Below are 12,759 nucleotides of genomic sequence, written 5' to 3'. Positions count from 1 at the left end.
GACATCGACTTCGACATGGGCGTCGCCACCGTGCTCGGCAAGGGCCGGCGCTACCGATCGTCCCCATTCGGGTCCAAGACGGCTCTAGCGCTCAAGAAGTACCTGCGCGAGCGCTCCCGGCACGCTCACGCATCGTCGCCGAGGCTGTGGCTCGGGAAGATGGGGCCGCTCACCGACGACGGCGTACAGCAGATGCTCGAGCGGCGCGGCGCACAGGCCGGGATCGAGGGGCTGCACCCGCACCAGTTCCGGCACACGTTCGCCCACTCGTGGCTGAGCCAGGGTGGCAACGAGGGCGATCTCATGCGACTCGCCGGGTGGCGGAACCGCAACATGCTCGACCGCTACGCCCGATCGGCCGCCGACGAGCGCGCGCTTGCCGCGCACCGGGCCAACTCGCCAGGGGACCGCTACTGATGGCGGCCCATTCCACGACGCTTCGTTGTCCATGCTCGGATCACCCCGTGCTCGCGAGGGTCGAGGTCAAGAACGGGCAGGAGCTCGTCGTCGACGGCCCGAGGGGGTCGCTGCTGGCTTACCCAGTCAGCGAATACTGGTCCGGGGTGCGTTACTACCGCTTGTGGAGTGAGATCGGGTTCGGGTTTCCGCTGGCCAACCTCGACGGTGCGCTCTATCGCTGCAAGCAGTGCCGTCAGGTGGTCTGGTTCTCCGCCGAGCAGGTCACGGGGGCGCCACGAAAGCGATGGGTCATCGGCACTGCTGTTAGTGCCGAGAATGGGGACCGGAGAGTGTCGGAGTGGCGAATGGGCGGACGGTCCGCGCGGGTTCGGTAGGACACCGTCTACAGTTCTCTCAATCGCAGAACCTGCTCGGTGCCCGCGCTCACGGACTTGGACCGTTCGAGCCACTTCACCGGACCTGACGCACCCGATGGCAAGGGCGCACTCTCCTCTGGAGCGTGTTCGCCATGCCATTGTCGCCAGCACAACGTTCTCTCCGAGCCCGCGTCGCTTCCCACGCATCGTGGGCCAACACCCCTGACGTCCACGCCCGTACCCAGCCGGCGCGGGATGCCTTCCTCGCCCGGTTCGAGGACAAGGTCGACCCCGACCGCGTCCTCGAACCGGGCGAGCGGGCTCGCCGCGCCGAGTCGGCCCGGCGCGCGTACTTCGGCTCGTTAGCTCTCAAGAGCGCGAAGGCACGGGCGGCGAAGCGGCAGAGCAGGGGCGCCGCATGAGGCCCCCGGACGCGAGTCGAGGCCCGGCGCTCAACCCGGACCCCGACCAGATCAGCACCGCCGCCAAGCAGCACGATCACGACGTTCAGGATACCGACCAGGCCGCTGCGATCGAGGGACTGGTCGCGGAGGTCGCCCGACTGAAGCGACGGCTCGACCTCGCCGGCATCCCGGATGTTGACGAGAACGTCGTCGGTCTCGAGAGGCTCCGTCGTCAGGGCCGCGCCCGCCTCGAGCGCCGCTCACCCGTGGTCCGCCACCTTGGCGACCGTCGCCGAACGTTGGGTGATGCGTCGTGAGCGGCCGTCGTCGTGACCGGTGCGGCCACGATCGCACCTGGCGCCGCTGTATGTACTGCCGCGCCCAGATCCCCCCGGACCAGCTCTGGTTCGCCTACGCCCTCCTGCGGCGGATCGGGGGCCGGCGATGACCGCCACCGACATGACCCCGGACGAGTGGGCCGTCGCCCTCGACGAGCCCGAGCACCTCGAGGCCGAACGCATCGCATCGATCGACGCCCTCACCGCCGAGCCAGCTGCGATGAGCATCGACGACCGCCTCGGTACGTGGGCGCTCCGGGACCTCGCCGCCAGACTCGCCGGCGACGTGCAGCGGACCGTTCCGACCATCCTCCGCAGACACGATGGGATCGCCCTGTTCTACGCCGGGAAGGTCAACGGGCTCCACGCCGACAGCGGCATCGGCAAGTCTCTCCTTGCCCTCGCAGCCGCCGTCGAGACGATGAACCGAGGCGGCCATGTCGCATGGCTCGACCTCGAGGACGCCGACGAAGCGACCGCCATCGAACGTCTCCTAGCGATGGGCGTCCCGGCCGAGACGATCGCCCGGCTGTTCCACTACGTGAACCCCGACGAGCCGGCCAGCTACACCCGCACCGACGCCCTCGTCGACGCGCTCGCACCGTTCGGATCGGTCCTGGCGGTCGTCGACAGCGTCGGCGAAGCCCTCGGTCTGAACGGGCTCGGAGAGAACGACGACCTCGACGTCGACACGTGGGCCCGCATCCTCCCCAAGCGGCTCGAGCGTGCCGGTCACACCGTCGTGCTCATCGACCACACGACCAAGGCCGCCGACAACCCCCTGCACCCGTCCGGGTCGAAACGGAAGCGGGCGCTCATCACCGGGTCGTCATGGCTCGTTGAGCAAGCCACCTCATTCGATCGAGAGCACCCCGGGAAGCTGAAGCTGACCTGCGCCAAGGACCGCCACGGCAACCACCCTCGCGGCCAGGTCGGCGCGTGGGTCCACGTCGACCCCACTGGCACCCACCTCGAGCTCCTGGTCGAGGCGCCAGGCGAACCGAGCGCCGCCACCGCAGCCGGCGGCGCCGTAGCGCTCCTCCGCCCCGTGCTCGCCGCCATCCACAAGGCAGGACCAGAAGGGTTCGCCGGCCTCGCCAACCTCCGCGCCGCCGTCCGCGCCCGAACCAAGGGCGCCCGCAACACCGACATCGACGACGCCGTCCGCCTCCTCCACCGCCTCGACGTCATCCACCAAGACACCGGCGGCCCCGGCAAACCAACCACCTTCCGGTGGCTCCGCGACCTCACCGACGCCGACATCGAGGAGATCCTCCGATGACACCTTGCCCGACCTTGCCCCACCTTGCCCCGGGCAACCCCCGGAACCCAGGCACCCAACCTTGCCCCCTTGCCCCGACCCTAGGAGGGGCAAGGGCAAGGTGCCGGTCCGACGCCCATGAGGACCACTACCCACCACGAGCCCCCGGGCAAGGTCACCACGACGGCCCCGGGAGCCCTCGCCGGGAGCCCTCACCCACCCCGCAGCCTCGTGTGTGCCTCTCGGTCGCTGCTCGCACAAACGATGCGCGCGAGGTGAGTGGGAGCCGGTGTATCGGGTGGAGCGCCGCCCCATCGAGCGACCTGGCCGTCGTCATCGCAGGTCAGCGCCCTGCAGGTCGTGGCGGGGGTGGCCAGGTAGCTGAGGTCTACCGGGTGAAGGGCAGGTCAGAGTGACGGGCCGCGGGCTGGACAAGCGGGGCTACTCGTGGCCGCCGTTCGAGGTGGGGAACACCGCCGCCCTGACCGTCGGGGCCAGGTCGTCGCGGGTTGTCGACCCCCTCGCCGCTCAACTGGTCGAGGCGGCCATGGCAAAGGCGCCCTGGTTGCTCGACTCCGACACGGCCGCCGTGCGTGCGTGGGCCATCGCCGAGACACGGGCGGGGCTGTACGCCGACGCCCTGGCTCGCCACCAGGAGGACCGTGCGGTGCCCTGCGCCGGCTGCGAGACGTGCTTGCCGTGGGACACAGCCCTCGCCCGGTGGCAGACCACCGCGGCCAACCATCGGATCCGTCTCGGCCTCGACCCTCTCAGTCGGGCCCAGCTCGGCAAGGACGTGACGCAGGCCGCCCTCAACACCTCGAGGGCTTCCGGCACGGTTGACGCTCAGATCGCCGCAGAGATCGCCGCCCTCGAGTCCGAGCTAGGCATCCCGTCCGGGGCAGGCCGCTACGTCGTGAACGACCACCTCAGCGACCTCATCGACGCCGACTCCGAGGAGCGCGAGCCGTGAGCGATATCGACCTCGCCCGCGTCCTGGCCCGGGAGGACGCACGACGACGGGCCGCCGCTCTGGTGCCTCCGGGGTTCAAGGTGCTGCCGGACTACCCGCAGTGGGCGTGGGAGCCGTGGCGGGAGCAGATGCTCTGGCTCTGGTCGCTGCGGGCCGAGAAGCGCCGCCGTGATGGCCAGGCGGGGGAGCGGGAGCCGGAGAGCCCGGAGGAGCGACTGCGGACGTTGCTCATGCGTCGGGACCTCCAGTGCTACCTGCGGCATCGGGAACGCCAGCGGGAGGCGTGCGGGGCGCTGGGTCTGTCCTGGCCGCCGGTGCAGGGGTCTCGCCGTCCGTTCCGTTGGCCGTGGGAGGTGCACGTCGAGGGTGATCCGGTGGTGTGTCCGTCGGACTGGTCGCCGCTCGAGGAGCCAGCTCGGCGCGGGTTCAGGTTCGCTGAGGAGTGGCGGCCTGGTGATGTGCTGGTGGTGCCGGCCGAACGGTTCGCACCTCCTCCGGCGCCCGAGGTCGACGAGGAGTCGCCCGTGGCTGAGGTCGACATGGCGGATCGGGTGCCGTCTCGTGACCTGTTGGCGGCTGAGGGTCGCCCGTCTCCGTTGCTCGCTGAGCGGCTCTCTCGGGAGTTGGGTCGTGTGTCGGGCTCTCGGTATCGGGGTGCTGTGCCGCCGCCTACGCCGGTCGGGTCGGAGGGGCTGGACGAGTACTTGGGGCGTGGGTCGTGACCGAGGCGGAGTGGCAGCGTCAGGTGCTCGCCCTCGCGGAGCGTCACGGATGGCGGTCGATGCACGTGCGTCGCTCTCAGGCCCGGGCCGGGAGGTGGTCGACGACGACCTCGGTGGCGGGGTGGCCGGACCTGTTGCTGTGGCGGCCGGGGCGGGTGGTGGCGGCCGAGCTGAAGGCCGAGAACGGTGCGCTGTCGCTGGCGCAGCGGGCGGTGCTCGACGAGTTGGCCGAGGCGGGGCTCGAGGTGCACGTCTGGAAGCCGAGCGACCTCGACGAGGTGCTGGCGGTGCTGACGGCGGAGGTGGCGGCGTGAGCACGGGTGACTGGACTGTGCACCGCCACCTGGTGCCGGCGGTACGGCGGGCGTTGGAGTTCTGGCGCGACGAGAAGTGGCGACGCAACCGGTTGGCGTGGCCGGCGGAGTTGGAATCGCTGATCGCTGAGGCGGAGGCAGTGGAGCAGGCGCCGATGTTCGAGCAGATCGCCAACGCTGAGGTTCAAACCGTGGACGCCGAAGGTTCAGAGCCGGTGGAGTGGATCACGGCAGACGAAGCGGCACGTCGACTCGGCTGCTCCCACGGTTGGGTTTGCCGTCTTGTGAAGGGCGGGAAGCTTCGGTCGGCCGAGAGGACTGAGTGGGGGATCCGAGTCGACGCCGCTTCGGTCGACGAGCGGGCCGAGCGGCTCGCCAGAAGGAGAGCAGCGTGAAGGTCACAGAGACCACCGACAAGGGCCGCCGCAAGGTGGTGGCGGTGAACGACGGTGAGGCGCCGCTGCGCTTCCGGGTCGAGATCATCGACGAGGGACTGGCCGACTGGCTCGCCCCGTCGTCGCTGAGCCGCTCGAGGGAACTCACGGGCGCCGCCCGGGCGCTGTTCGCTGTGGCGGCCGGTGCGTGGAAGGCGTTCCGGGCCGGTGTCCCGTCTGGTCACCTCGACGGTGAGGCGGCGGGAGGGATGGTGCCGCCGGAAATGCGAAGCGGGGATCGGTCGTGGACGGCGCAGTCGTCGTACGGGATCGGCGCGGTGCTGGTCGGTCCGAACGCCGCCGGCGTGGGGGCCGAGTGATGCCGGCCCCCGTGGAGCGACGCAGGTCGCGCAGCGAGTCCCGGTGGGCGCGTGAGACCGCCGCCGGTGATCCGGTGCCGACGACCGCTAGGGACGCCGAGCAGCTCGTCGAGTTGCGCACCGCTGCGCCGGAGTTCCGGGCGAGTGTGGAGGCGCTCGCCGGTGTTCTCCAGAAGCGGAATGGCCTCGCCGCCGTCGTGGCCCCGTCGACCCTCGAGGCGTCCGATGCTGAGGAGGGACCGCATACGGAGCCGCTCGGCCCGGAGGTTGCGTGGACGGCCGCCGAGGGGATCATGCGGGTGCAGGCGCTCGACCTCGAGTTGCGACGGATGCGCCGGCTCAACAACCGGGGCGCGGTGAACACCGAGAACGTGCGCATGCTCGGTGTGGCACTCAAAGACGCCGAGCGGGCGGTGTCGTCGTTCGTCGGCCGGTCAGTGACTGGCGAGGCGATGTGGAAGCGGGGCGGGCCCGACAAGGTCGAGGAGCGCGAGGCGAAGCTCGACCGGTACGGGCCGCGCCGCCACGAGATCACGGTCGCGGCCCGGAGCCGGGACGCATGACCACGGCGCCGCTCTTCTCTAACGAGACGCGCCGACTGCTCAACCGCTGGTCGACGGAGCGCCGCGAGCGCTGGCGTAAGGCAGGCCGGCTCTGGTCGTTCACCTGCCGAGCGGTCCCCTACGGGGTCGCCCCGAGCGATGCCGACCTGCGCACCTACGGCAAGGGCGTCCGCTACGGAGCGTTCACCCCGGGAGTGCTCGACGAGGCCGTGAACGGCACTCACCCCGCGCCGGTGTGCGCATGGCATGGCCACTACGGCGCCGAGCAGATCCAACCGCCGGAGTACGGACGCGTGACCGGGTACTGGGACACGCCTGTCGCTCTCTACCTGGAAGCGTTCACCTGCCTTCCGGTACAGGTCGGTCAGACAGTGTCGATCAGCGTGCAGGGCACCCGCGGTGAGTGGGCATCACCGGACGGGATCGTGACTGAGGTCGCGCAGCTGGTCGAGCTGTCTCTCTGTTCAGATCCGGGCGTCCCCACCGTTGGCGCGATGCCGGGTGCTGAGGTGCTGTCGGTGACCGAACTGACCGGCCCCCAGGTGGCGTCGATCAAGGCCGAGGTCTCACTCATCAAGGCTGGGGCGGGCAAGTGATCGGTGACGTCGAGCTGCGGCTCAAGGCGAAGGCTGAGATCGACCGGCTGCTGAACGCACCCGACGGGCCCATCGCCGCCGAGATGCTGCGGATCGGGGCCCGCATCGAACGCGACGCCAAGCGGGCCTGCCCGGTCGACACCGGCCGGCTGCGGGCGTCGATCACCCACAAGGTCGAGCGTGACGACCAGGGCGTGTCGGTGCGGATCGGGACCGGCGTCACCTACGCCCCGTGGGTCGAGTTGGGCACGTCGCGCACGCCGGCCCAGCCGTTCCTCCGCCCGGCGCTGGCGAACGAGGTAGGGAGGCGTCGTGGCTGACGAAGGGATGGACCTCGGCTCGGCGTTCGTCCGGGTCCGGCCCAAGACCGACGGGTTCTCCGGCGAGCTCGGTCGGGAGATCGACAAGGCAACGCAGTCGGCCGCGGACAAGGCCAAGAAGGCGTTCGCAGGCCTGCTCGTCGGTGGGTTCCTTAAGACCGGGATCGACGAGCTGCGTTCCGCCGAGGCGGCAGCGGCTCAGACCGCCGCAGCGCTCAAGTCGACCGGCGGTCAGGCCAACGTCACCGCCGACGAGATCGACGCCCTCGCCACCTCCCTCGCCAACCTGTCGGGGGCGGACAAGGAAGCGGTGCAGGGCGGCGCGAACCTGCTGCTCACGTTCCGGAACGTCCGCAACGAGGTCGGCGCCGGGAACGACATCTACAACCAGGCGCTCACCCTGGCGCAGGACCTGTCGGTGGCCTACGGGCAGGATCTGTCGTCCTCGACCCTGACCCTCGGGAAGGCGCTCGACAATCCGCTGCAGGGTCTCACGGCGCTGCAGCGGGTCGGTGTCACGTTCTCCGCCCAGCAGAAGGAGCAGATCAAGGGGTTCGTCGAGGCGGGGGACGTGATGTCCGCCCAGAAGGTCATCCTCGAGGAGCTGACGAAGCAGGTCGGCGGCTCCGCGGCTGCCTACGGCGACACGCTCGGCGGGAAGCTCGACCGGGCCCGCAACGCCTTCGACGACCTGTCCGGCGCGATCGTCGGTGGCGCCGCCCCCGCGCTCGAGGGCCTCGCCGACGTCGCCCGCCCGGTCGTCGACACCTTCACCGCCCTGCCGGAGCCAGTGCAGACCGGAGCAGTTGCGCTCGGTGCGTTGGCGATTGTCGGCCCCAAGGCCGTGTCGGCCATCTCCGGCACCGTCACCGCTGCGAAGCAGGCCCCGGAGACCTTCACGAAGGGCCGTGACGCGGTCACGTCGTTCGCGACGAGTCACCAGCGGATGCTCGACGGTGTCGCCGCCGCCGGCACGGTGTTCGCCGCCGCGCAGGCCGCCAGCCAGCTCTACCAGAACGCGATCCACGGGCTCGACGACGACGTTCAGAAGATCGTCGACCACCAGCGCGAGGCAGCGAAGTCGGAGTCCTACGACCAGCTCGCCGACCGGATCGGCCGCATCCGTACCGAGGTCGACGGGCTCGACAAGTCGAGGGAGAACAGCAAGGCGATCTGGGACGCCGACCAGCGTGACCAGATGATCCTCGCCGCGAACCAACTCGACCGGGTCCGTGAGGAACTCGAGTCGATGCGGATCGTGTCCGAGACGCTCGCCCTGGTGACCGGGAAGAGCAAGGACGAGACCCTCAAGTGGTTGCAGGCCCAGAAGGAAGCCGGCAACACGTTCCCCGATGCCAAGCTTGCGATCGCCGCCTACACCGGCGACATCGACAAGTCGAAGCTCTCCACGGAGGAGGCCCAAGCGGCGACCGACGGGTGGGCACAGTCGATCCGCGACGCCGCCGACGCCCAGAAGGCCGCCACCGACCCTCTGTTCGCCGCCATCGACGCGCAGGAGCGACTGCAGGACGCCCAGAAGAACGTCGAGGACTCCACCCTTAAGGCGTTCTACGCCCAGCAGACCTACAACGACGAGGTCCGCAAGCACGGAAAGGACTCGGCAGAGGCCCGGGACGCTCTGCGGAACCTCGAGGACGCCCAACGGGACCAGGAACGCTCAAGCATCGACGCCGCCCAAGCCGGGCTCGGCGCCGAGGACGCCCTCCTGCGGCTCGCTGCTGCGGCCGCCGCCATCCCGGGCGGGATCGACGAGGCGAAGGCTGCGCTGCAGCGCATGGTCGACCAGGGCGTCATCACCCGCGAGGACGCCGACCGCACCATCGCCAAGTTCGGTGAGGTCGACACGAAGGCCGGCGAAGCGATCCACGACCGCGGCATGAAGGTCACCGCGGACACGTCGCAGGCGCTCTCAGCGCTGGACGAGCTCAAGAAGCGAATCGTCGAGGCTGGCCTGGCGCCGGCGAACCCGGAGCTGCGGTTCACCCCGGGGCAGCTCTCCGGGATCGAGGGACTCAACGCTCCGCCACCCGGGAGGCCGAAGGCGGCGGGTGGTCGCGTGTCGCCTGGCACGACCTACCCGGTGAACGAGTACGGGGTGGAGGGACTGCGCACGGTCGACGGGACCACGCTCCTCACGCCCAGCAGTGACGGTACGGTCATCCCCGCGAACCAGCTCGGCGCGGGCGGCGGGATGACGGTCCACAACACCTTCAACATCACAACTGGCGACGCTGAGAAGGCGACTCGGACGGCGCTCCGGTTGTTCCGACGCGAGGCCGCCTACGCAGGAGGTCGGTGACATGCCGAACGCAGTACCCGACGACCTCGCTCGAGACGTCCGGATGATGGTCGCTGCGGTGGTCGCCAACGACGCCGACCTAGCGCAGCTCACCGGCCAGCAGGTCCTCGCACAGTGCCAGACACAAGACGGAGCCGGCCACATCGTGAGCTTGCTAGCGGGACTCGTAAGCATCGCCGTCCACGCCGTCGCTACGAGTGAGGGCTGCGACGTCGGGATAGCGCTCGAGTCTCTGTGGGCGGCCCTAGATGAGCAGCAGACCGACTGATCGGCTCAGCAGTCGCGCGAGGTGGGGCTGCTCAGGTTCTCGTTCACACAGTCGATGAGCCGGTCGGCCTTCGCCCTGCCGCTGTCGTTCGCCCGCCGATAGGCGAGCCACCCAGCCCCGACGAGCACCACGACCACGAAGATCGTCACGATCGTGAGTCGGAGCCGACGCACCTCGGCCGCTGTCCTGCTGTCCGCATCATCCGCCATGGTCCGAGAGGCTACGGCTCGACCGCTGGGCCGTGCGGCTCATCTTCGCCCGGGTGACACCAGCCGCGGCGCTGGCCGGCCTACGGTGGGGCCGCTGGCCTCGGACCGCCTCCGGGGCCATGCGACGCCGACACCGCCTGTCGGCACTGGACGCCCCACCATCCGCCCGGTGGGGCGTCCCCGCGCGCAGGCGCCCCCCACCCGAAGGCGAGGGGCGCCGCGCGCTGGGGGTGAGAGGTGGGGTTTCAGGCGACCTCGAGGCGCTCCGTCTGCAGCCCGTAGCCCTCGAGGAACGTCACCAGGTGCGTCGGCAACGACGCCAGCAACTCGGCGGCGAGCGGCCGACCCCACCGCTCCTGCATCTCGGTCACCAACTCCCACGCCGTCCGGTCCACCGCAGCGACCAGCCACTGATCCTCGTCGCCTAGCGCGTCCCGGAGCAGCCCGAGCAGCTTCCCGTGGCGCTCCTCGGGTGGGAGCGCTTCCACGATGCGCTCGTCGATCGACTCTGGGGAGCTCATCGAACGTCCGGCAGATCGCCGGGGACGGACAGGGCATGGATGCCCGCCAGTCGAAGCCGGAGGGCGTCCCGCTCGGCGGTGACCTGCTCGAGCTGCTCGACCAACTCCTGGTGTCGCTCGTCGACCGTGGGGGTGGTGTCTACGGTGGGCATGTCGGGACCTCCTGGGGTTCCGTCCGGGACCGGGGCCCGTGCCATCGGGCGCCCGGTCCACCTGTCGTCGAGAGCACCATGACGGATGCATTTCCCCAGGTCAAACCGTGTTTCGTGATGTCGAATCACGAGTCGTGATAGTCGCAGGTAGCGGGCGCTGTCGCACCGAATCTGTACGGTCTCGGAGATGGCTGAGCGCGAGTACCCGCTGCCGATCGACATGCGATGGCGGGTGTTGGCTACCCGAATTCTGAGGGATGCCGGCTTCGACGTTCGGGAGGGCGGTCTCGACCCGGCACTCATTGAGGCGACTCTCCGAGCGTGGCGTCATGCAGTGCATCTAGGGGAGACGCGGAAAGAACAGCCGTCCGACGAGATCGTCCTCGAGTCGACCCGAGACGCCGTGCGTCCGATGACAGCGCGGGAGGCGCTCGTGGCGCTCGGATCTCTGCGCCCCGATATGCGGGAGTCCGGAGAGCTCCGCCGATACCGCAGCGCCGCCCGAGCGGCGCTGGCCCGAGAGTTAGCGGGGGTCGCTCGGGCTGGTGCCGAGCTGGGCAGATTTCGGTCGCAGCTCGACTGACCGAAGCGAGGCCGTCAACCTGTCACGCTCCGGGCGCCATCGACCCACCTGGCCAGCACGGACAGGGCGGCCAGGTACTCGAGGGCGACTTGCTCGTCGGCATCCTCGACGACGTGGGCCGCCCAGTTGCGGATGCCCTCGAACACACCGGCGCCGAAGTCCATCGCTCCCTGGTGGGCCGACTTCCACCGCTGATCCTCGGGAGCGTCGGGTCCGTCGACCAGTCGCAGTCGAGGCTGAGCCGCAGAGGCGGGTGAGAGCGAGAACGCTTGGCGAGCGAGAGATGCGCCGGAGATGTCGAAGCGTCCGAGCTTGCTGCGGAAGTTCGATTCCACCATCGTCGCCGCGTTTGCCACCGCCTCTCGATGATGACCGTTCGCCCACACCTCACGTGCAGCGGTCCAGACCCACGGGTGCAGCGATGCAGCGGCGATGCGGGGCCCGGGCGGAGTGAACATCGCTGCGGCAGCTTCCTCCGTGCGGAGGGTGCCCCTCATCATCAGCACTGCGTCGCGCGAAGTTGGCCAAGGGGGACCGAGATACCCGTTCGCCCACTGGTCACCGTGGAGCGATCCCCCGATCCGTTTCAGCAGGGTGATGTGTGTGAGGAACCACTCGTCGATCTCGTCGACGGTCCCGAAGTCGGGACGTCCGGCCAGCGCCCTCTCGCGCTGCGCCAGGTGGTCGAGCCACTGTTCGAGGAGCGCTAGCGCTGCCTCCCGATCATGGATGACCCGATCCGCCACTCTCGCACCACCTGATAACCGCGGTCGCCACGCTCGCCGTCGACCTGGGGAATCCCACGTTAGAACAGCGCATCGTGGTCGGTAGACGACGCCTACCGGGTGCTACCCGGTAAGGGCGATGTGATCGAAAACCACCAGCTACCTGCGGAAACGTCGGACACAGCGGCGGTGCATCTCTAGTACTGCGGTCGTTGACCCGATAAGTGCAACGTGCGACACTGGCCGGGACATCAGATGGCCCCGGCGGTGCGCGAACACCCCGGGGCCCGGACGACACCCCAGGAGGCGTCGGCCATGCCCCAGGCTACGAGAGCCAACCCGGTCGCACCGACCGTCGCTGAGCTGGGGGAGGAGTTCGAGCTGTCCCTGCGGGCGGCCAACAAGTCCCCCGCCACCGTGAAGACCTACGGCACCGCCGTTCGCCAGTTCGCTGCCTTCCTCGACGAGCGGGGGATGCCGGCCGAGGCGGTCAACATCCGCCGCGAGCACGTCGAGGCGTTCCTCGAGCACCTGCTCGCCACCCGGTCGGCGTCGACCGCCAAGACCCGGCACGGTGGCCTAGCCGTGTTCTTCAACTGGCTCGTCGAGGACGGCGAGCTGCCCGAGTCGCCGATGGCCAAAGTGCGAGCGCCGGCCGTTCCCGAGCAGCCTGTCCCGGTGCTCACCGACGACCAGGTGCGGGCGCTCCTGCGCGTGTGCGAAGGGCGCGACTTCGCCGCTCGACGCGACACCGCCATCGTGCGCCTCTTCCTCGACTCCGGGATGCGTCGCAGCGAGTTGGCCAACCTCGCCCTCGACGACATCGACTTCGACATGGGCGTCGCCACCGTGCTCGGCAAGGGCCGGCGCTACCGATCGTCCCCATTCGGGTCCAAGACGGCTCTAGCGCTCAAGAAGTACCTGCGCGAGCGCTCCCGGCACGCTCACGCATCGTCGCCG

General features: G+C 69.7%; 19 protein-coding genes. 15 read left to right on the top strand and 4 right to left on the bottom strand.

The genetic code is table 11. The annotated features are described in order from the left end of the window. From VGE38_RS16880 to VGE38_RS16820, 13 genes are all read left to right on the top strand, one after another. A partial coding sequence (locus tag VGE38_RS16880) for a tyrosine-type recombinase/integrase (RefSeq protein WP_331143722.1) occupies positions 1 to 417 on the top strand: 417 nt, incomplete at its 5' end. 777 nt (positions 418 to 1,194) lie between these two features. Next, positions 1,195 to 1,497 carry a hypothetical protein gene (locus VGE38_RS16875; protein ID WP_331143721.1) on the top strand — a complete coding sequence of 101 codons (303 nt, stop codon included), beginning with the start codon at positions 1,195 to 1,197 and terminating at the stop codon, positions 1,495 to 1,497. Between the two features lie 127 nt (positions 1,498 to 1,624). Continuing rightward, positions 1,625 to 2,800: an AAA family ATPase gene (locus VGE38_RS16870; protein WP_331143720.1), complete on the top strand. Its 1,176-nt coding sequence runs from the start codon at positions 1,625 to 1,627 to the stop codon at positions 2,798 to 2,800. A 526-nt stretch (positions 2,801 to 3,326) separates the two neighbouring features. Beyond that, complete coding sequence (locus VGE38_RS16865) at positions 3,327 to 3,752, top strand: hypothetical protein (protein ID WP_331143719.1); 426 nt, start codon at positions 3,327 to 3,329, stop codon at positions 3,750 to 3,752. After that, positions 3,749 to 4,474 carry a hypothetical protein gene (locus VGE38_RS16860; RefSeq protein WP_331143718.1) on the top strand — a complete coding sequence of 242 codons (726 nt, stop codon included), beginning with the start codon at positions 3,749 to 3,751 and terminating at the stop codon, positions 4,472 to 4,474. The genes VGE38_RS16865 and VGE38_RS16860 overlap by 4 nt, the downstream gene beginning before the upstream one ends. Beyond that, on the top strand, positions 4,471 to 4,788 hold the full coding sequence (locus VGE38_RS16855) for a VRR-NUC domain-containing protein (protein WP_331143717.1): 318 nt from the start codon (positions 4,471 to 4,473) through the stop codon (positions 4,786 to 4,788). Before VGE38_RS16860 ends, VGE38_RS16855 begins: the two co-directional genes overlap by 4 nt. Next, entirely contained in the window at positions 4,785 to 5,183 is a 399-nt protein-coding gene (locus VGE38_RS16850) for a MerR family transcriptional regulator (RefSeq protein WP_331143716.1), read from the top strand. Before VGE38_RS16855 ends, VGE38_RS16850 begins: the two co-directional genes overlap by 4 nt. Then, on the top strand, positions 5,180 to 5,542 hold the full coding sequence (locus VGE38_RS16845; RefSeq protein WP_331143715.1) for a hypothetical protein: 363 nt from the start codon (positions 5,180 to 5,182) through the stop codon (positions 5,540 to 5,542). Before VGE38_RS16850 ends, VGE38_RS16845 begins: the two co-directional genes overlap by 4 nt. A 113-nt stretch (positions 5,543 to 5,655) precedes the next feature. Continuing rightward, a complete protein-coding gene (locus VGE38_RS16840; RefSeq protein ID WP_331143714.1) occupies positions 5,656 to 6,105 on the top strand; it encodes a hypothetical protein in 450 nt (149 codons plus the stop codon). Beyond that, the gene (locus VGE38_RS16835; RefSeq protein ID WP_331143713.1) at positions 6,102 to 6,701 is read left to right on the top strand and encodes a hypothetical protein; all 600 of its coding nucleotides are present in this window, start codon (positions 6,102 to 6,104) and stop codon (positions 6,699 to 6,701) included. Before VGE38_RS16840 ends, VGE38_RS16835 begins: the two co-directional genes overlap by 4 nt. Then, positions 6,698 to 7,021, top strand: a complete 324-nt coding sequence (locus tag VGE38_RS16830) for an HK97-gp10 family putative phage morphogenesis protein (RefSeq protein WP_331143712.1) — start codon at positions 6,698 to 6,700, stop codon at positions 7,019 to 7,021. The genes VGE38_RS16835 and VGE38_RS16830 overlap by 4 nt, the downstream gene beginning before the upstream one ends. Then, the gene (locus VGE38_RS16825) at positions 7,014 to 9,341 is read left to right on the top strand and encodes a hypothetical protein (protein ID WP_331143711.1); all 2,328 of its coding nucleotides are present in this window, start codon (positions 7,014 to 7,016) and stop codon (positions 9,339 to 9,341) included. Before VGE38_RS16830 ends, VGE38_RS16825 begins: the two co-directional genes overlap by 8 nt. Position 9,342: 1 nt before the next feature. Next, positions 9,343 to 9,609, top strand: a complete 267-nt coding sequence (locus tag VGE38_RS16820; protein ID WP_331143710.1) for a hypothetical protein — start codon at positions 9,343 to 9,345, stop codon at positions 9,607 to 9,609. 5 nt (positions 9,610 to 9,614) lie between these two features. Here VGE38_RS16820 and VGE38_RS16815 read toward each other — a convergent pair whose 3' ends face one another. The 3 genes from VGE38_RS16815 to VGE38_RS16805 all read right to left on the bottom strand — a co-directional run bounded on the left by VGE38_RS16815 (position 9,615) and on the right by VGE38_RS16805 (position 10,491). Continuing rightward, positions 9,615 to 9,818: a hypothetical protein gene (locus VGE38_RS16815; protein WP_331143709.1), complete on the bottom strand. Its 204-nt coding sequence runs from the start codon at positions 9,816 to 9,818 to the stop codon at positions 9,615 to 9,617. Between the two features lie 245 nt (positions 9,819 to 10,063). After that, positions 10,064 to 10,306: a hypothetical protein gene (locus tag VGE38_RS16810; RefSeq protein ID WP_331143708.1), complete on the bottom strand. Its 243-nt coding sequence runs from the start codon at positions 10,304 to 10,306 to the stop codon at positions 10,064 to 10,066. Between the two features lie 29 nt (positions 10,307 to 10,335). Then, on the bottom strand, positions 10,336 to 10,491 hold the full coding sequence (locus VGE38_RS16805) for a hypothetical protein (protein WP_331143707.1): 156 nt from the start codon (positions 10,489 to 10,491) through the stop codon (positions 10,336 to 10,338). Between the two features lie 187 nt (positions 10,492 to 10,678). Between VGE38_RS16805 and VGE38_RS16800 the strand changes: the two genes are divergently transcribed. Further along, complete coding sequence (locus tag VGE38_RS16800; protein ID WP_331143706.1) at positions 10,679 to 11,074, top strand: hypothetical protein; 396 nt, start codon at positions 10,679 to 10,681, stop codon at positions 11,072 to 11,074. A gap of 14 nt (positions 11,075 to 11,088) precedes the next feature. Here the strand turns inward: VGE38_RS16800 and VGE38_RS16795 are convergent, their stop codons facing one another. Then, positions 11,089 to 11,820: a TIGR02391 family protein gene (locus VGE38_RS16795; RefSeq protein ID WP_331143705.1), complete on the bottom strand. Its 732-nt coding sequence runs from the start codon at positions 11,818 to 11,820 to the stop codon at positions 11,089 to 11,091. Positions 11,821 to 12,114: 294 nt separating this feature from the next. Here VGE38_RS16795 and VGE38_RS16790 point away from each other — a divergent pair. Then, a partial coding sequence (locus VGE38_RS16790) for a tyrosine-type recombinase/integrase (protein ID WP_331143704.1) occupies positions 12,115 to 12,759 on the top strand: 645 nt, incomplete at its 3' end.

Origin of the sequence: Nocardioides sp. (assembly GCF_036405735.1) — a bacterium.
Lineage (GTDB): Bacteria > Actinomycetota > Actinomycetes > Propionibacteriales > Nocardioidaceae > Nocardioides.
This window is presented reverse-complemented; position numbering and strand designations above follow the sequence as displayed.